Genomic DNA, 18,669 nt, shown 5'->3' with positions numbered 1-18,669 from the left:
AGCCTTTTGTTTTTGCGTTTAAAAAGAACCCCGTCCCGAAAGGTGCGGAGTTTTTTGCTGTGTGCGGCATGCCTCCCCCGGTGGCGCTGCGCTTACCGGGGCTACGGATCCTCGGCCACCTGCTGGCCGAGGGGACATCAATGCCGCAAAGTTACCGACGTCAATCGTAGTCTGCTTCAGCCTGCTGCTCATGTATCAAATTCAATAACGGATACGGTTGACCCAGATCGTCCGTTTCAGAGCGACCTGTCACTTTGAAACCCATTCTCCGATAAAACCCGACCGCTTGTTCATTCTGCTCATTTACGTTGGTCGTCAGTGTTGGCGTTAACGACAGCGCATGCGCGATCAGCAATCTCCCCACACCGCAGCCGCGGACATCCGGATCGACGAACAGCGCATCCATATGATCTCCGGTCAGCAGCATAAAGGCGATCGGCTGGTCCTCCGTGTTAACCGCCACCCACAGCGGAGCCTCCGGTAAAAAGGCACGTACCAGCTCCTCCAGCTCTCTCCGATACGCTTTTGACAGAAAATCGTGCGTGGCGTCGACTGACCGACACCAGATCGCAATCAGTTTATCCCCTTCATCAGGCCGGGAACGGCGGATGCTAATAACCATATTTTCTCCTTTTCTTCATTCTTATATTCTAACTCAATGCGCGCCGTGAAATTTTCTCACCGTGAACATGCAGACTCGACATTCACCCGATTCCTGGTTATCTTCAGCTATCTGGATGTCTAAACGTTTATACGTATGCTATGAGGTAATAGAGTTATGCCAATTCGGGTGCAGGACGAGCTACCAGCCGTCAATTTCTTGCGCAATGAAAACGTCTTTGTGATGACGACAACGCGTGCAACAACTCAGGAAATCCGCCCCCTGAAGGTGTTAATCCTCAACCTGATGCCGAAGAAAATCGAGACGGAGAATCAGTTCCTGCGTCTGCTGTCGAACTCTCCGCTGCAGGTGGACATCCAGTTATTACGTATCGATGCGCGTGAGTCACGTAATACGCCGGCGGAGCATCTGAATAACTTTTACTGCAATTTCGATGAGATCTGCGATCAGAACTTCGACGGCCTGATCGTCACCGGCGCTCCCTTAGGCCTGGTTGAATTTAATGATGTCGCTTACTGGCCGCAGATCAAACAGGTGCTGGAGTGGGCCAAGGATCACGTCACTTCGACGCTGTTCGTCTGTTGGGCGGTTCAGGCCGCGCTGAATATTCTGTACGGCATTCCCAAGCAGACCCGCGCCGAAAAGATTTCTGGCGTTTATGAACACCATATTCTTCATCCACACGCTTTACTGACCCGCGGTTTCGACGACTCTTTCCTGGCCCCACACTCACGCTATGCTGACTTTCCTGCAGGGCTTATCCGGGATTATACCGATCTCGAGATCCTCGCGGAGACGGAAGAGGGCGATGCGTATCTGTTCGCCAGTAAAGATAAGCGTATAGCCTTTGTCACCGGCCACCCCGAGTACGATGCCAATACCCTGGCAAGTGAATATTTCCGCGATGTGGAAGCCGGTTTGAACCCTGAGATTCCCCACAACTATTTTCCGCAAAACGACCCGCAGAACAAACCGCGCGCCACTTGGCGGAGCCACGGTAATCTGCTGTTCGCTAACTGGCTGAACTATTACGTCTACCAGATTACACCATACGATCTGCGTCATATGAATCCAACGCTGGAGTAATACTCCGCACGAAACGATCCTAAAGCGTTTCAGCACTTTGCCTCTGGCACCTTCGGGTGCCTTTTTTATTTCCGAAATTCACCTCATGGCTGATGATAACTTTAATTTCATTGTTATCAATATGTTAATCTCATTTTAAAATTAAAATGGAAATTGTTTTTGATTTTGAAAATTAATTGAGTAGTCTTAATTGTGCTGAGCGAAAACTGCACAACGATCTTTCGCTCGCTTCCAGCGGATCAACCAAGAGGAGCAGCACAATGACGCAGCAGGCGACAATCACCGATGAACTGGCCTTTAGTCAGCCCTATGGCGAGCAGGAGAAGCAGATCTTGACGCCTGAGGCGGTAGAATTCCTGACGGAACTGGTGAGCCGCTTTACGCCGGCGCGCAATAAACTGCTGGCCGCGCGTCTGCAGCAGCAGCAGGCCATTGACGATGGGCAACTGCCGGATTTTATTTCGGAAACTGCTTCCATTAGAAATGGCGACTGGACCATTCGCGGTATCCCGGCGGATTTGCAGGATCGCCGCGTTGAAATTACCGGCCCCGTCGAGCGCAAGATGGTCATTAACGCGCTGAATGCTAACGTAAAAGTCTTTATGGCGGACTTTGAGGATTCGCTGGCGCCGGACTGGCGTAAAGTCATTGATGGCCAAATCAACCTACGCGATGCCGTGAACGGGACCATCAGCTACACCAATGAGGCTGGCAAAATCTACCAACTGCAGCCCAATCCCGCTGTGCTGGTATGCCGTGTGCGCGGCCTGCACCTGCCGGAAAAGCATGTGACCTGGCGTAATGAGGCCATTCCCGGCAGTCTTTTCGATTTTGCGCTCTATTTCTTTCATAACTACCAGGCGCTGCTGGCGAAAGGAAGTGGTCCCTACTTCTATCTGCCAAAAACCCAGGCCTGGCAGGAGGCGGCATGGTGGAACGATGTCTTCAGCTTTACTGAAGATCGCTTTGACCTGCCGCGCGGCACCATCAAGGCCACGCTGCTGATTGAAACACTGCCGGCGGTGTTCCAGATGGATGAGATCCTGCATGCGCTGCGCGACCATATTGTCGGCCTGAACTGCGGCCGCTGGGACTATATCTTCAGCTATATCAAGACGCTGAAAAACCATCCTGACCGCGTACTGCCGGACCGCCAGGTGGTGACGATGGATAAACCCTTCCTCAGCGCCTACTCACGGCTGTTGATTAAGACCTGCCACAAACGCGGGGCGTTTGCGATGGGTGGAATGGCGGCCTTTATCCCGAGTAAAGAGGCCGAGCGTAACCGTCAGGTGCTGAATAAAGTCACCGCCGACAAAGAGCTGGAGGCGAACAACGGTCACGATGGCACCTGGATCGCCCATCCTGGGCTGGCGGATACCGCCATGGCGGTGTTTAACCGCGTGCTCGGCGACAAGCCGAATCAGCTCTCGGTGACCCGTAGGGAGGACGCGCCAATTACCGCCGAACAGCTGCTGGCCCCCTGCGAGGGCGAGCGCACGGAAGCCGGGATGCGCGCCAACATCCGCGTGGCGGTGCAGTACATCGAAGCCTGGATCTCCGGCAACGGCTGTGTACCGATTTATGGCCTGATGGAAGACGCCGCGACGGCCGAGATCTCGCGCACCTCTATCTGGCAGTGGATCCATCATCAGAAAACCCTGAACGACGGCACGCCGGTCACGAAAGCGCTGTTCCGCCAGTGGCTGGCGGAAGAGCTGATGGTGATTCAGGAGGAGCTGGGGGAGCACCGCTTCAGCCATGGCCGCTTTGACGATGCGGCGCGGCTGATGGAGCAGATCACCACCTCCGACGAACTGATTGATTTTCTGACATTACCGGGCTACCGCCTGCTGGCCTAATCGCCAGATGGTGTTGTTCGCCATTTAGTCCTTCACCAATGACGCCTGGGGAGCCAGGAAATAATATGGAGCATCTGCACATGAAAACCCGTACCCAACAAATCGAAGAATTAAACAAAGAGTGGACGAACCCGCGCTGGAAAGGGATTACCCGCCCGTACAGCGCGGAAGAGGTGGTGAAATTACGCGGCTCGGTGAACCCGGAATGCACGCTGGCGCAGCTTGGCGCAGCGAAAATGTGGCGTCTGCTGCACGGTGAGGCGAAGAAAGGGTACATCAACAGCCTTGGCGCGCTGACCGGCGGCCAGGCCTTGCAGCAGGCGAAGGCCGGCATCGAAGCCATTTATCTCTCCGGCTGGCAGGTGGCGGCGGATGCTAACCTGGCGTCCAGCATGTACCCGGATCAGTCGCTGTACCCGGCCAACTCGGTACCGGCGGTGGTGGATCGGATCAACAATACCTTCCGCCGCGCCGATCAGATCCAGTGGTCAGCCGGGATTGAGCCGAACGATCCGCGCTTTATCGACTACTTCCTGCCGATTGTGGCGGATGCGGAGGCCGGTTTCGGCGGCGTCTTGAACGCCTTTGAGCTGATGAAATCGATGATTGAAGCCGGTGCAGCGGCTGTTCACTTCGAAGATCAGCTGGCGTCGGTGAAGAAGTGCGGTCATATGGGCGGTAAAGTGCTGGTTCCAACCCAGGAGGCGATACAGAAACTGGTGGCGGCGCGTCTGGCGGCCGACGTGATGGGGGTCCCGACGCTGGTGATCGCCCGTACCGATGCTGACGCTGCCGATTTAATTACCTCAGACTGCGATCCGTACGATCGTGAGTTTATTACCGGAGATCGCACCAGCGAAGGGTTCTTCCGCACCCATGCCGGGATCGAGCAGGCGATCAGCCGCGGGCTGGCTTACGCGCCGTATGCGGACCTGGTGTGGTGTGAAACGTCGAAACCGGATCTCGAGCAGGCGCGTCGCTTTGCCGAAGCCATTCATGCGCGTTTCCCGGGCAAACTGCTGGCCTATAACTGCTCGCCGTCGTTTAACTGGAAGAAAAATCTCGATGATAAAACCATCGCCAGCTTCCAGCAGCAGCTGTCGGACATGGGGTACAAATACCAGTTTATTACCCTCGCCGGGATCCACAGCATGTGGTTCAACATGTTCGACCTCGCCCATGCCTACGCTCAGGGTGAGGGGATGCGCCACTATGTTGAAAAAGTGCAGCAGCCGGAATTCGCCGCCGGGCCGGAAGGCTATACCTTCGTCTCGCATCAGCAGGAGGTGGGCACCGGCTACTTCGACAAGGTCACTACCATTATCCAGGGCGGCGCCTCGTCGGTGACGGCGCTGACCGGCTCGACCGAAGAAGATCAGTTTTGAGCCATGCCCGGTGGCAGGACGCTCACCGGGCCTGTGAAGGGATCCAGACCGGATAAGCGAGCGCGCCATCCGGCCTGACGTGGTACCGGATGGGGGAGTTCGATGACGCGTGGTCTGGAATTACTGATTGCCCAAACGATATTGCAGGGATTTGACGCTCAGTATGGGCGTTTTCTCGAAGTGACTTCCGGCGCGCAGCAGCGCTTTGAACAGGCCGACTGGCATGCGGTGCAGCAGGCGATGAAACAGCGGATCCATCTCTATGACCACCATGTGGGTCTGGTGGTGGAGCAGCTGCGCTGCATCACGGAGGGAAAAAGCACGGATGCCGACTTTTTGCTGCGGGTGAAAGCCCACTACACCCGTTTGCTGCCGGATTACCCTCGTTTTGAAATTGCCGAGAGCTTTTTCAATTCGGTCTACTGCCGCCTGTTTGACCACCGCTCGCTGACCCCCGAGCGGCTCTTTATTTTCAGCTCGCAGCCCGAGCGTCCTTTTCGCACCCTTCCGCGCCCGCTGGCGAAAGATTTCTATCCAGAGCGCGGCTGGTCGCACCTGCTGGGTAAAGTGCTGTCCGATCTGCCGCTGCGGCTGCCGTGGCAAAATAAAGCGCGGGATATCGGCTATATCATTGCCAGTCTGCAGGAGGCTCTGGGGGAGGAACCGCTCGCCACCTGTCATCTACAGGTCGCCAATGAGCTGTTCTATCGCAACAAAGCCGCCTGGCTGGTGGGCAAACTGGTGATGCCGATGACCACGCTGCCCTTCTTGCTGCCGATCCATCGCAGCGACGAGGGCGAGCTGTTTGTCGATACCTGCCTGACCACCCATGCCGAAGCGAGCATCGTTTTTGGCTTCGCGCGTTCCTATTTTATGGTTTATGCGCCCCTGCCCGGCGCTCTGGTGGAATGGCTGCGCGAGATCCTGCCGGGTAAAACCACGGCCGAGCTGTATATGGCGATTGGCTGCCAGAAGCACGCCAAAACCGAAAGCTATCGCGAATATCTGCACTACATCGCTCGCTGCGATGAGCAGTTTATCGAGGCGCCGGGCATTCGCGGGATGGTGATGCTGGTGTTTACCCTGCCGGGGTTTGACCGGGTGTTCAAGGTGATCAAAGATTGCTTCGCGCCGCAGAAGGAGATGACCGCCGCCCACGTACGCGCCTGCTATCAGCTGGTAAAGGAGCATGACCGCGTCGGGCGGATGGCGGACACGCAGGAGTTTGAAAATTTCGTGCTGGAGAAACGACAAATCGCGCCAGCGCTGCTGGCGCTGCTGCAGGCGGAAGCGGGGAACAAACTGACCGACCTCGGCGACCGGATTGTCATCAGTCATCTGTATATTGAACGGCGAATGGTGCCGCTCAACCTGTGGCTGGAGCAGGTTAACGGCCAGGCGCTGCGCGATGCGGTAGAAGAGTATGGGAATGCTATCCGCCAACTGGCCGCCGCCAACATCTTTCCCGGCGATATGCTGTTTAAAAACTTCGGCGTCACCCGCCACGGCCGGGTGGTGTTCTACGACTATGATGAAATCTGCTATATGACGGAGGTGAATTTCCGCCAGATCCCGCCGCCGCGCTATCCCGAGGATGAGCTGGCCAGCGAGCCGTGGTACAGCGTCTCGCCGGGGGATGTGTTTCCGGAGGAGTTCCGCCACTGGCTGTGCGCCGACCCGCGCATTGGGCCGCTGTTTGAGGAGATGCATGCCGACCTGCTGCGTGCCGACTACTGGCGCGAACTGCAGACGCGGATTAAAAACGGTCATGTGGAAGATGTCTATGCTTACCGGCGTAAGCAGCGTTTTAGCGTGCGCTATGGCGCCGACAGTAAGCCGGATAAGGCGTTTACGCCGCCATCCGGCAAGGTGCGCCGATCTGCCTGATGGCGCTACGCTTATCAGGCCTACTTAAAATGCCCCTGCGGGGCATTTTTTTATTTAACCCCGCCGTATGCCAGCGTCACTTCCTTCGCCGCTTTGATCACCAGCGCGCCCAGCTCGGTCACCCGATCATCGGTCATGCGTGAGATGGGACCGGAGATGGAGATTGCCGCGAACGGTTCGCGGTGTTCATCATAAATGCAGGCGGCGACGCAGCGCAGGCCGAGCGCGTGCTCCTCGTCATCGAACGAGTAGCCCCGCTTGCGGGTCTGCGCTAAATCTTCCTTCAGATGCAGCGGCGAGACCAGCGTGGCATGCGTATAGGCATGCAGCCCTTTACGGTGCAGCAGGCTGGTCACCTGCTCTTCGCTCAGCTGCGAGAGGAACGCCTTCCCGGCGCCGGAGGCGTGCATCGGCAGTTTTCCGCCGATTGGCGCCGACATACGCATCAGCTGGGTGCACTGCACCTGGTCGATAATGATCGCCTGGTGGTCGCTCTGGTCAAGCACCGCCAGATTCACCGTTTCACCGGAATCCTCCATCAGCTGGCGCAGGATCGGGTGGACAATCGCCAGCAGATTGCGGCTTTGCAGAAAGCTGCTGCCGACCACGAAGGCATGCGCGCCGACGGCCCAGTGGCCCAGCTCGCCGACCTGGCGAACGAAACCCAGCTGCTGCATGGTGGTCAGCAGGCGGTGAGTGGTTGAGTTGGGCAGACCCGCCTGCTGCGCCAGCTCGGTCAGAGCGACGCTGCTGTGGGACTCGGCAATCCATTCGAGCAATTTCAGGCCGCGGGTCAGCGACTGAACCTGACCGCCAGCCTGTTGGGCGGTGGCAGCCGCGGGTTTTCTGCCGCGTTTCGCGGGAACGGGGGTAGTGGCCATCGCGGACTCCTTTTTCTGTATCGTGGAAATGATTTTCGTTTTATTTGGCGATAATGCAATCACAACCGGACTCATCGGAGGAGTGAAGCTGAACATGTCTCATATTGCCCGTTGTTGTCTTTTCCGCTCCGGTGGTTTATGCCAGTATGGTTTGTTGGCTATTTGGCCTGTGTTGAGCGTTGTCGGGAGCAAGTGTGAGCAGCAAAGTTGAGCAACTGCATCAGCAGTTAAAAGAACGTATTCTGGTTCTGGATGGGGGCATGGGCACCATGATCCAGGGCTACCGTCTGAGTGAGCAGGACTTTCGCGGTGAGCGCTTTGCTGACTGGCCGTGCGACCTGAAAGGCAACAACGACCTGCTGGTGCTCAGCAAGCCCGAGGTGATCCGCGAGATCCACGACGCCTACTTCGAGGCCGGCGCGGATATCATTGAGACCAACACCTTTAACTCGACGACCATCGCGATGGCGGATTACCAGATGGAGTCCCTGTCGGCAGAGATCAACTTTGCGGCGGCGAAGCTGGCCCGCGCCAGCGCCGATGCCTGGACGGCCCGCACGCCGGAAAAACCGCGCTACGTCGCGGGCGTGCTTGGCCCAACCAACCGCACCGCCTCTATTTCGCCTGATGTGAACGATCCGGCGTTCCGCAATATAACCTTTGATCAGCTGGTGGCTGCCTATCGCGAATCCACCCGAGCGCTGGTGGAAGGCGGCGTGGATCTGATCCTGATTGAAACGGTATTTGACACCCTGAACGCCAAAGCGGCCATCTATGCGGTGAAAGAGGAGCTGGAGGCGCTGGGCGTTGACCTGCCGCTGATGATCTCCGGGACCATTACCGATGCCTCCGGCCGCACGCTGTCCGGGCAGACCACCGAAGCTTTCTATAACTCGCTGCGTCACGCCGAAGCCTTATCGTTTGGTCTGAACTGCGCCCTCGGGCCGGACGAACTGCGCCAGTACGTCCAGGAGCTGTCGCGTATCGCTGAGTGCTACGTTACCGCGCACCCGAACGCTGGCCTGCCCAATGCCTTCGGCGAATACGATCTGGATGCCGATACCATGGCGGCGCAGATCCGCGAATGGGCGGAAGCCGGTTTCCTCAATATCGTCGGCGGCTGCTGCGGCACCACGCCGGAACATATCGCCGCCATGAGCCGCGCGGTGGCCGGCCTGCCGCCGCGCCAGCTGCCGGAGATCCCCGTCGCCTGCCGTCTTTCCGGCCTGGAGCCGCTGAATATCGGCGATGACAGCCTGTTCGTTAACGTCGGCGAACGTACCAACGTTACCGGCTCGGCGAAATTTAAACGCTTAATCAAAGAAGAGAAGTACAGCGAAGCGCTGGACGTGGCGCGTCAGCAGGTGGAAAGCGGCGCGCAGATCATCGATATCAACATGGACGAGGGGATGCTCGACGCCGAAGCGGCGATGACGCGCTTCCTCAACCTGATTGCCGGCGAGCCGGACATTGCCCGCGTGCCGATCATGATCGACTCCTCCAAGTGGGAAGTCATTGAAAAGGGCCTGAAATGCATTCAGGGCAAAGGCATCGTTAACTCGATTTCGATGAAAGAGGGCGTTGAGCCGTTCATCCAGCATGCGAAAAAGGTGCGCCGCTACGGCGCCGCGGTGGTGGTGATGGCCTTTGACGAAGTGGGTCAGGCCGATACCCGCGAACGTAAAATTGAGATTTGCCGTCGCGCCTACCAAATCCTCACCGAAGAGGTCGGCTTCCCGCCAGAAGATATTATCTTTGACCCGAATATCTTCGCGGTGGCGACCGGTATCGAAGAACACAATAACTATGCCCAGGATTTTATCGGCGCCTGCGAAGACATCAAACGCGAGCTGCCGCATGCGCTGATCTCCGGCGGCGTCTCCAACGTCTCCTTCTCTTTCCGCGGCAATGACCCGGTACGTGAGGCGATCCACGCAGTATTCCTCTACTACGCGATCCGTAACGGCATGGACATGGGCATCGTCAACGCCGGCCAGCTGGCGATTTACGACGACCTTCCCGCCGAGCTGCGCGACGCGGTGGAGGACGTGATCCTCAACCGCCGCGATGACAGCACCGAAAGATTGCTCGAGCTGGCGGAAAAATATCGCGGCAGTAAAGTTGACGACGGCGCCAATGCCCAGCAGGCGGAATGGCGCAGCTGGGAGGTGAAAAAACGCCTCGAATATTCGCTGGTGAAGGGCATTACCGAATTTATTGAACAGGACACCGAAGAAGCGCGTCAGCAGGCCGCTCGCCCGATTGAGGTGATCGAAGGGCCGCTGATGGACGGCATGAACGTGGTCGGCGATCTGTTCGGCGAAGGCAAAATGTTCCTGCCGCAGGTGGTGAAATCCGCCCGCGTCATGAAACAGGCGGTGGCCTACCTGGAGCCGTTTATTGAAGCCAGTAAAGAGCAGGGCTCCAGTAACGGCAAAATGGTGATTGCCACGGTAAAAGGCGACGTTCATGACATCGGCAAAAACATCGTCGGCGTGGTGCTGCAGTGCAATAACTACGAAATTATCGATCTTGGCGTGATGGTCCCGGCGGATAGAATTCTCAAAACCGCCAAAGAGGTGAACGCGGATCTCATCGGCCTTTCCGGGTTGATTACCCCGTCGCTCGACGAAATGGTTAACGTGGCGAAAGAGATGGAGCGCCAGGGCTTTACCATCCCGCTGCTGATCGGCGGCGCGACCACCTCTAAAGCGCATACGGCGGTGAAAATCGAGCAGAACTACAGCGGCCCGACCGTTTACGTACAGAACGCTTCGCGCACCGTCGGGGTGGTGGCTGCGCTGCTCTCGGACACGCAGCGCGATGAGTTTGTCGCCCGTACGCGCAAAGAGTATGAAACCGTGCGTATCCAGCATGGGCGTAAAAAACCGCGCACCCCGCCGGTGACCCTGGCCGCCGCACGGGAAAACGATCTGGCCTTTGACTGGGAGAGCTACACTCCGCCGGTGGCCCATCGCCTGGGGATTCAGGAGGTGGAAGCCAGTATCGAGACGCTACGCAACTACATCGACTGGACGCCGTTCTTTATGACCTGGTCGCTGGCGGGCAAATATCCGCGCATTCTGGAAGATGACGTGGTAGGGGAAGAGGCGCAGCGCCTGTTCAAAGACGCTAACGAGCTGCTGGATAAGCTGAGCGCAGAGAAAACCCTCAACCCGCGCGGCGTGGTGGGCCTGTTCCCGGCCAACCGCGTGGGCGACGATATTGAAATCTATCGCGATGAAACCCGCACCCACGTGCTGACGGTGAGCCATCACCTGCGCCAGCAGACGGAGAAGGTCGGCTTCGCCAACTACTGCCTCGCCGACTTTGTGGCGCCGAAGCTGAGCGGCAAAGCGGACTACATCGGCGCCTTCGCCGTCACCGGCGGCCTGGAAGAGGACGCGCTGGCGGAAGCCTATGAAGCGCAGCATGATGACTATAACAAGATCATGATCAAGGCCATCGCCGATCGTCTGGCGGAAGCCTTCGCCGAGTATCTGCACGAGAAAGTGCGCAAGGTCTACTGGGGGTATGCGGCCAATGAGAACCTCAGCAATGAGGAGCTTATTCGCGAGAATTACCAGGGGATCCGTCCGGCGCCGGGGTATCCGGCCTGTCCGGAGCACACCGAAAAAGGCACCATCTGGCAGCTGCTGGACGTCGAAGCCCATACCGGCATGAAGCTTACCGAATCGTTCGCCATGTGGCCGGGGGCATCGGTTTCCGGCTGGTACTTCAGCCATCCGGACAGCAAATACTTCGCCGTGGCGCAGATCCAGCGCGACCAGGTCGAAGACTACGCGCTGCGTAAAGGGATGACCCCGGCGGAAGTCGAGCGCTGGTTAGCCCCTAATCTGGGCTATGATGCGGACTAGTCGTCATCTTTCCTTACAACAAACAAGGCGCTCTGTGAGCGCCTTGTCTCTTTATTGAGGTTAACCCCTTATACTGAGATAGGTTCCAGAACGTCGGAACACCTATAACGATAAGGAGAAGCTGATTCCGTGTTAACTCTGCTACACCTGTTGTCCGCGGTCGCTCTGCTGGTGTGGGGCACGCATATCGTGCGTACCGGGGTGATGCGCGTCTATGGCGCTCGCCTGCGTACCGTTCTCAGTAGCAGCGTAGAGAAAAAGCCGCTCGCCTTCTGCGCGGGTCTTGGCGTGACTGCGCTGGTGCAAAGCAGCAATGCCACCACCATGCTGGTGACCTCGTTTGTCGCCCAGGATTTAGTGGGCCTCACGCCGGCGCTGGTGATGGTGCTGGGGGCCGACGTCGGGACGGCGCTGATGGCGAGGGTGCTGACCTTCGACCTGTCGTGGCTGTCGCCGTTGTTGATATTTATCGGGGTGATTTTCTTCCTCGGCCGCAAGCAGACCCGCGCCGGGCAGCTGGGGCGAGTGGGGATTGGCCTTGGGCTGATCCTGTTGGCCCTGGAGCTGATTGTGCAGGCCGTCCATCCCATTACCCAGGCCAACGGCGTGCAGGTGATTTTTGCCTCGCTGACCGGGGATATTATGCTGGATGCCTTGATTGGCGCCGTATTCGCGATCATCAGCTACTCCAGCCTGGCGGCGGTGCTGCTGACCGCGACGCTGACCGCGGCAGGAGCGATCTCTTTTCCGGTGGCGCTGTGCCTGGTGATTGGCGCCAACCTGGGATCGGGGCTGTTGGCGATGCTCAACAACAGCGCGGCGAACGCGGCGGCGCGCCGGGTGGCGCTGGGCAGCCTGCTGTTTAAGCTGGTGGGGAGCCTGATCATTCTGCCGTTCGTCCATCCGCTGGCCGCGGCGATGCACAAGCTGCCGTTGGCCGAGTCCGAGCTGGTTATCTACTTCCACGTTTTTTACAACCTGCTGCGCTGCATCGCGATGGTGCCTTTTGCCGGACCGATGGCGAAGCTGTGCCAGCGCATGATCCGCGATGAACCCGAGCTGGATAACCATCTCAAACCCAAGCATCTCGACCCGTCGGCGCTGGACACCCCGGCGCTGGCGCTGGCCAATGCCGCGCGCGAGACGCTGCGCATTGGTGACGCGATGGAGCAAATGCTGGAGAGCCTGCATAAGGTGATGCATGGCGAACCGCGTCAGGAGAAAGAGCTACGCCGCATGGCGGACGATATCAACGTACTCTACACCGCCATTAAGCTCTATCTGGCGCGAATGCCAAAGGATGAGCTGGCGGAAGAGGAGTCCCGGCGCTGGGCGGAAATTATTGAGATGTCGTTAAACCTCGAGCAGGCCTCCGATATCGTCGAGCGGATGGGCAGCGAGATCGCTGATAAATCGCTGGCGGCGCGGCGCGCCTTCTCGGTGGAAGGGTTAAAGGAGCTGGACGCCCTGTACGATCTGTTGCTCAGCAACCTGCAGCTGGCGATGTCGGTCTTCTTCTCTAGCGATGTGCCCAGCGCCCGTCGCCTGCGGCGCAGTAAACACCGGTTCCGCATTCTTAACCGCCGCTACTCGCATGCGCACGTTGACCGTCTGCATCAGCAGAACGTGCAGAGTATCGAAACCAGTACGTTGCACCTGGCGCTGCTGGGGGATATGAAGCGTCTGAACAGCCTGTTCTGCTCGGTGGCTTACAGCGTGATGGAGCAGCCGGATGAAGACGACGAACGGGATGACTACTGAGAACTTCCCCGGCGGCGCTGCGCTAACCGGGGTTATGTGTTAGGACGTTTCGTTGAGGCAGCCCGGATAAGGCGCAACGCGCCGCTATCCGGGAAACGTTAGCCATACCAGCTCAGAAGCGGTGGCCTGCAGGCAGGGTTACCGCTGCTTCCCCCGCTTTGAACAACAGCGTCGGGTTCGGGCCGCCAAGGGTCGCGTGACCATCGGTGACCTGGATCCAGTTTCCTTCCGGTAAACCAATCACCGTTAATTCCGGCGCCACGACCAGCAGTTCGCGGATACGCTGTTCGCGGGTTTCACCCTGATGCCCGGTCGGCAACGCGTTGGTGAAGTGCGGGTTAATCTGGAGCGGGAACAGCCCCAGCGCATCAAATCCCTGCGGATCGACAATCGGCATATCGTTGGTGGTGCGAATGGTCGGGCAGGCGAGGTTTGAACCTGCGCTCCAGCCGATATACAACGCCCCGCGTTTGACGACATCGACAATCGGCGCCAGCAGCCCGCGGCTGCGGCACTCTTTCAACAGCTGGAAGGTGTTCCCGCCGCCGACGATCACCATCTCGGCGCTTTCAATGGCGGCGATAGGGTCGGCGACGCGGTGGATACCGGTTACGCTGACCGCCATCGGCGCCATAACCGCAGCCACTTTGGCCGTGTAATCATCCCAGGTTTGCGTCACGCCAGCGAAGGGGATGAATACCGCCGTCCGGCGGCCTTTGACCTGACCGGCCATCAGCGGCAGGGCGTGTTCCAGCCAGGCTTTCCCCGGCAGCGTGGAGTTACTGAGTAGCAGCAGTTCCATCTTTTCTTCCTGTTTTAAACCTATTATTGAAGCAGAAATTCTAGCATCGCCCCGATACCGGCGCGCTGACATGGCGCATGATGTGGGTAAGCGGAATGCTGTTCATGAGCCCGACGAAGCCGTTGAATAATGAATAACGCAATCCAGGTTTTTTCTCGCCCGCAAGGTAGGGTATATTTCGCTTTTACAGGAGAATCTATGCTGCCCGACTCATCAACCCGATTAAACAAATACATCAGTGAAAGCGGCATCTGCTCGCGTCGCGAAGCGGACCGCTTTATTGAACAAGGCAACGTCTTTATCAATGGCAAGCGCGCCACGATTGGCGATCAGGTGAAGCCTGGCGACCTGGTCAAAGTTAACGGACGGTTGATTGAGCCGCGCGAAGCGGATGATCTGGTGCTGATTGCGCTGAATAAGCCGGTCGGCATTGTGAGCACCACGGAAGACGGCGAGCGCGACAACATTGTCGATTTCGTCAACCACAGCAAGCGTATCTTCCCTATCGGCCGTCTGGATAAAGACTCCCAGGGGCTGATCTTCCTCACCAATCACGGCGACCTGGTGAATAAGATCCTGCGCGCCGGCAACGACCATGAAAAAGAGTATCTGGTTACGGTCGATAAGCCGGTGACCGATGAGTTCATTCGCGGCATGGGCGCGGGGGTACCGATTCTCGGGACCGTGACCAAAAAATGTAAGGTAAAGAAAGAAGCGCCGTTCGTTTTCCGCATCACTCTGGTGCAGGGGCTGAATCGCCAGATCCGTCGCATGTGCGAGCATTTTGGCTATGAAGTGACGAAGCTTGAGCGTACGCGGATTATGAACGTCAGCCTGACGGGGATCCCGCTGGGTGAGTGGCGCGATCTGACCGATGACGAGCTGATCGATCTGTTCAAGCTGATTGAAAACTCTTCTTCCGAAGCGAAGCCGAAAGCTAAGCCGAAGGCCAAAGCGGCGACCCCCGGCATCAAGCGCCCGGTGGTGAAGATGGAAAATAGCAACGATAAGGGCCGCCCGGCTGGCAACGGCAAACGTTTCACCCAGCCGGGACGTAAAAAGAAAGGGCGTTAACGCCTGCCGCGGGTCGGCGTATTCGCCGACCAGGAAAAGGTCGCTTCCTTATCCGTCTTATAAGCCTGCTGTTTTTTCACCTGGCGGGCTTTCTTCGCTTCCGCTTCACGCTGGGCCATCAGTTTATCGATATATTCCTTTTTTACGCTGTTCGTTTCCGCATTGCTCAGCGGGCGGCCGTGCGCAATGCGCGCGCGGTCAAGCAGCGTTTTCAATTCGCGCTGTTCGCGCTCGGTCATCTCTTTTTGTGTAATACGGGGGAGTGCCATGGTGGTGCCCTCAGTCAGACCAGAGCACCCAGTGTACGGCAATGAATATTTTACTGATAGCCTGTATGGCAACTAAAGCAGGCACACGTCCGGCCGGCGCCCGGACGTGTCACGCTCAGCGCTTGCTGGTTTTTTTGGCGATGGGCTTCCCTGACCAGTACCCGGCCAGCAGCGAACCGGACAGGTTATGCCAGACGGAGAACAGGGCTCCCGGCAGCGCCGCCAGTGGGCCGAAGTAAATTTTACCCAGCGCGGCCGCCAGGCCGGAGTTCTGCATCCCCACCTCGATCGCCAGCGTACGGCAGGTGGATTCATCAAAACCAAACAGACGTCCGCCCCAGTAGCCGCCGAGCAGGCCAATGGTGTTATGCAGGATCACTGCGATAATCACCACCAGGCCGACGGACGCGATATGGGCCGCAGAACCCGCCACCACCGCGCTGATGATCGCCAAAATGCACACCATCGAGAAAGCGGGCAGGAACGGCTCCACCGCTTTCACCACCTTCGGCAGCAGATGATGGACAATCAGCCCCAGGGCGATGGGAATGACCACAATCTGCAGAATGCTCAGCAACATCCCCATGACGTCGACCTGAATGTGCGCGTCGACGTACAGACGGGTCAGCAGCGGCGTCGCGATGACGCCGACCAGGGTGGAGACCGAGGAAATGGTCACCGACAGGGCCACATCCCCTTTGGCCAGAAAGATCATCACGTTGGAGGCCGTCCCGCTGGCGACGCTGCCCACCAGCACCATCCCGGCGGAAAGCTCCGGCGGCATATGAAACAGCAGCGCCAGCAGCCAGGCGGCGAGCGGCATCACCAGATAGTGCAGAAATATCCCTGCGGCGACCGGCGCCGGACGCGACAGGACGCGTTTGAAATCCGCCAGCTTCAGATGAACCCCCATACCGAACATAATCAGCATCAGCAGGGTGGTAACCCACGGGCCGATCGGGGTGAAGGTGGTGGGGGTGTAATAGGCCAGAACGGAGAGCAGCAGTGCCCATAACGGGAACAGCCGCGTCAGAGTTGCGAGCATGTTGTGTTCCTTGCGATACGCAAACCGGCCGCGCCGTCCCGGTAGGGCGGCGAGCAGGTCAGCTGGTTGTGTTGATGTTGTTATAAAAAAGCCGGGTTCGAGCCCGGCTATAGGTATTGTTTATCGTGCTAAGGAATTTTATTCAAACAAATTATGATGCAACGTCTGCACCACCTTCTCCGCATCGGCGCCAGGCACCAGGAAGCAGAGGTTGTGGCTGGACGCGCCATAGCAGATCATGCGGATGTTAAACGGATCAAGGACGCCAAACACCTCTTTGCCGACGCCGCAGGCTTTCGACAGTTCGTTGCCGATCAGGGCAACCAGCGCCAGGTCTTCTTCCACTTCCACGCGACACAGCGAGGAGAGCTCGGTCAGCAGCGCCTGGGTCAGCAGGGTATCGCCCGCAGAGGTTGAGCCAGTGGTGTCCATGGTCAGGGCCACGCTCACTTCGGAGGTGGTGATCAAATCGACGGAGATGTTATGGCGCGCCAGAATACCGAACACTTCGGCGAGGAAGCCGCGGGAGTGCAGCATATTCAGGCTGTGCAGCGTCAGCAGCGTCTGGCGGCGACGCAGCGCCAGCGCGCGGAACAGCGGCGGGTTCTCGGTGGTTTTACACACCAGCGTACCGCCCGCTTTAGGTTCTTTACTGGAGCCGACAAATACCGGGATATCGCTGCGCACGGCAGGCAGCAGGGTTGCCGGGTGCAGCACTTTGGCGCCAAAGGTGGCCATTTCCGCCGCCTCTTCAAAGGCGATGACGTCGATGCGTTTCGCCGCAGGCGCGACGCGTGGGTCGGTCGTATAGATCCCAGGCACATCGGTCCAGATATCGACGCGGGTGGCATTCAGCGCTTCGCCGAGCAGAGCGGCGGTATAGTCGCTGCCGCCGCGGCCGAGGGTGGTGGTGCGGCCTTTCGCTTCGCTGCCGATAAAGCCCTGCGTCACCACCAGGCCTTCCGCCAGACGCGGCGTCAGCTGCTGCTGAGTCAGTTCGGCGACGGCGGCGATATCCGGTTCGGCGCGACCAAAGCGATCGTTAGTACGCAGTACTTTACGGGCGTCAAACCACTGCGCCTGAATTCCGCGCTCACGCAGAATCTCCACAAACAGCAGGGTGGACATCAGTTCGCCATGGCTGACCAGTTCGTCAGTCAGCGCGCTAGAGGAGGCGAGCGCGGCGGCTTCCGCCAGCGTGGTGATATTTTCCAGCAGGCGCTCAATCTCTTCGCGGATCACGTTGGGATAGCGCAAACGCTCCAGAATATTGAACTGGATCTGGCGCAGAGCGTCCAGCTGGGAAAAACGTTCGGTGGGTTCCAGCCCTTCCGCTAAGGCCACCAGAATGTTGGTCACGCCGGCAGAGGCGGAGAGCACAACAATACGGGTATTGGCATCGAGCAGCGCCACATCAATGCTGCGGTTCATCGCGTCAAAATCAGCAACGCTGGTGCCGCCAAATTTGGCGACGACTAAATCTGTCATAACAACCTCGTGTCAGGGGGCCTGACTTATTAAAACGATTCCTGAACACCGATCCTGGCAGGGGCTGGATGCCGCCGGATCGCAACAAAATGTCTTAATAAGCCAGGCCAAATTATTCAGCCATGGCACAAGGGAAGAGCGATAAACAGGGTGGCGCAGAATGATAAACAACTACGATGTCACCCAGAAGTGCTCCACCTTGTAGACCCGACTCACCGCTCTGGGCGCTGAAGTGTTCGGGTATGAAACGCCCGACTGCGAACGTTTCTGGTGACAACCCAGGGGATTCAGCCCCTGTGGCCGGTGAGGAGCGTAACCAGACGCTCTTTCACCTCGGCGTTGCTCCCCCTCACGTATTTTCGCCGGACTGGTTCCTCCAATACGGTTACCTGGGCAACGCACCTCTTCTGGCAATTACCGACGTCTTTCACCTGGCCGGGGGAATAAGGACATTATATCCCCCGCGAATACCCTTTCGCTGTAGCGTGAAATGCGCGAGCAATAGATACTTACAACACGTAAGCACTGCGGATATATAAAGGCTTAACGCCAGCTATGTCAACGCTGCGGTTATGCGGATTTTTCATGCCCCTGCGGCTAACAGAAAAAAGCCTTATGATAGCTATACT

Annotated in this window: 13 protein-coding genes and 1 riboswitch; of the genes, 7 read left to right on the top strand and 6 right to left on the bottom strand. The window is 58.1% G+C overall.

The genetic code is table 11. From position 1 onward, the window contains the following. Positions 1-160 precede the first annotated feature (160 nt). On the bottom strand, positions 161-622 hold the full coding sequence (locus ACOI7Z_RS19385; RefSeq protein ID WP_065883729.1) for an acetyltransferase: 462 nt from the start codon (positions 620-622) through the stop codon (positions 161-163). Between the two features lie 156 nt (positions 623-778). Here ACOI7Z_RS19385 and metA point away from each other — a divergent pair, with 156 nt between their 5' ends. The 4 genes from metA (at position 779) to aceK (ending at position 6,842) form a co-directional block, all read left to right on the top strand. Further along, positions 779-1,708 carry a homoserine O-acetyltransferase MetA gene (metA, locus tag ACOI7Z_RS19380; protein ID WP_004146576.1) on the top strand — a complete coding sequence of 310 codons (930 nt, stop codon included), beginning with the start codon at positions 779-781 and terminating at the stop codon, positions 1,706-1,708. Between the two features lie 260 nt (positions 1,709-1,968). Next, entirely contained in the window at positions 1,969-3,570 is a 1,602-nt protein-coding gene (aceB, locus tag ACOI7Z_RS19375; RefSeq protein ID WP_080901810.1) for a malate synthase A, read from the top strand. An 80-nt stretch (positions 3,571-3,650) separates the two neighbouring features. Beyond that, the gene (aceA, locus tag ACOI7Z_RS19370) at positions 3,651-4,955 is read left to right on the top strand and encodes an isocitrate lyase (RefSeq protein ID WP_087848903.1); all 1,305 of its coding nucleotides are present in this window, start codon (positions 3,651-3,653) and stop codon (positions 4,953-4,955) included. Between the two features lie 102 nt (positions 4,956-5,057). Beyond that, positions 5,058-6,842, top strand: coding sequence for a bifunctional isocitrate dehydrogenase kinase/phosphatase (gene aceK / locus ACOI7Z_RS19365; RefSeq protein WP_087848902.1), 1,785 nt, complete (start codon positions 5,058-5,060; stop codon positions 6,840-6,842). Between the two features lie 50 nt (positions 6,843-6,892). On the opposite strand, the gene iclR is transcribed toward aceK, so the two are convergent. After that, a complete protein-coding gene (gene iclR, locus ACOI7Z_RS19360) occupies positions 6,893-7,723 on the bottom strand; it encodes a glyoxylate bypass operon transcriptional repressor IclR (RefSeq protein ID WP_004206826.1) in 831 nt (276 codons plus the stop codon). A gap of 194 nt (positions 7,724-7,917) precedes the next feature. Here iclR and metH point away from each other — a divergent pair, with 194 nt between their 5' ends. Both metH and ACOI7Z_RS19350 read left to right on the top strand, forming a co-directional pair. Further along, positions 7,918-11,601, top strand: a complete 3,684-nt coding sequence (metH, locus tag ACOI7Z_RS19355; protein WP_087848901.1) for a methionine synthase — start codon at positions 7,918-7,920, stop codon at positions 11,599-11,601. Between the two features lie 129 nt (positions 11,602-11,730). Beyond that, positions 11,731-13,362 (top strand): Na/Pi cotransporter family protein, encoded by a 1,632-nt coding sequence (locus ACOI7Z_RS19350; RefSeq protein WP_004206824.1) that lies wholly within the window; start codon positions 11,731-11,733, stop codon positions 13,360-13,362. 112 nt (positions 13,363-13,474) lie between these two features. Here the strand turns inward: ACOI7Z_RS19350 and pepE are convergent, their stop codons facing one another. Next, on the bottom strand, positions 13,475-14,164 hold the full coding sequence (gene pepE / locus ACOI7Z_RS19345) for a dipeptidase PepE (protein WP_065883736.1): 690 nt from the start codon (positions 14,162-14,164) through the stop codon (positions 13,475-13,477). Positions 14,165-14,362: 198 nt separating this feature from the next. Here pepE and rluF point away from each other — a divergent pair, with 198 nt between their 5' ends. Then, positions 14,363-15,238 carry a 23S rRNA pseudouridine(2604) synthase RluF gene (gene rluF / locus ACOI7Z_RS19340; RefSeq protein WP_023291614.1) on the top strand — a complete coding sequence of 292 codons (876 nt, stop codon included), beginning with the start codon at positions 14,363-14,365 and terminating at the stop codon, positions 15,236-15,238. Here the strand turns inward: rluF and ACOI7Z_RS19335 are convergent. The 3 genes from ACOI7Z_RS19335 to lysC form a co-directional block, all read right to left on the bottom strand. Then, positions 15,235-15,507: a DUF3811 domain-containing protein gene (locus tag ACOI7Z_RS19335; RefSeq protein ID WP_004177859.1), complete on the bottom strand. Its 273-nt coding sequence runs from the start codon at positions 15,505-15,507 to the stop codon at positions 15,235-15,237. The genes rluF and ACOI7Z_RS19335 overlap by 4 nt on opposite strands. A 115-nt stretch (positions 15,508-15,622) precedes the next feature. Then, a complete protein-coding gene (gene panS / locus ACOI7Z_RS19330) occupies positions 15,623-16,552 on the bottom strand; it encodes a ketopantoate/pantoate/pantothenate transporter PanS (RefSeq protein ID WP_023291615.1) in 930 nt (309 codons plus the stop codon). Between the two features lie 138 nt (positions 16,553-16,690). Continuing rightward, positions 16,691-18,040, bottom strand: a complete 1,350-nt coding sequence (lysC, locus tag ACOI7Z_RS19325) for a lysine-sensitive aspartokinase 3 (protein WP_017900129.1) — start codon at positions 18,038-18,040, stop codon at positions 16,691-16,693. 179 nt (positions 18,041-18,219) lie between these two features. After that, positions 18,220-18,455, bottom strand: a riboswitch (Lysine riboswitch). Positions 18,456-18,669 lie beyond the last annotated feature (214 nt).

This window comes from Klebsiella sp. C283 (assembly GCF_048822555.1).
Classification (GTDB): domain Bacteria; phylum Pseudomonadota; class Gammaproteobacteria; order Enterobacterales; family Enterobacteriaceae; genus Klebsiella; species Klebsiella quasipneumoniae.
Note: the sequence above shows the minus strand (reverse complement) of the source record. Positions and strands in the feature narration are given on the sequence as shown.